1 protein-coding gene is annotated in these 452 nt (G+C 52.7%); it reads right to left on the minus strand.

Annotation, left to right across the window (positions count from 1 at the left end):
* A partial coding sequence (locus ACTHUR_RS20660) for a chorismate synthase (RefSeq protein WP_440400665.1) occupies positions 1–355 on the minus strand: 355 nt, incomplete at its 3' end.
* Positions 356–452 lie beyond the last annotated feature (97 nt).

The raw sequence follows: 452 nt of genomic DNA on the forward strand, positions 1-452 counted from the left end.
CGCGTGTACCGTATTTATGCCAGTAGGTGTAATCGGCATGTCCGGGGCGGAAGCTGGTGGCGATATTGCCATAGTCTTTGCTGCGTTGGTCGGTATTGCGAATTAGGAGGGCGATAGGTGTACCGGTGGTTTTGCCTTCGAATACGCCGGAGAGGATTTCGACTTGGTCGGCTTCGCGGCGTTGGGTAACGTGGCGGCTGGTGCCGGGTTTGCGGCGGTCAAGGTCATATTGGATATCCGCTTCGCTCAATTCTAATCCGGACGGGCAGCCGTCGATAATGCAGCCCAAGCCTGCGCCGTGGCTTTCGCCGAAAGTGGTAACGGTAAAGATTTGTCCGAAGGTGTTGCCTGCCATAGGGATACTCTTTTGAAATTGGGTTTGGAAATTTTTTGCTTGTTTGGATAATTCTCAGGCCGTCTGAACGGTGAAACGAGAATCTTTGACTTCGTTG

Source organism: Neisseria sp. P0021.S007 (assembly GCF_051956855.1).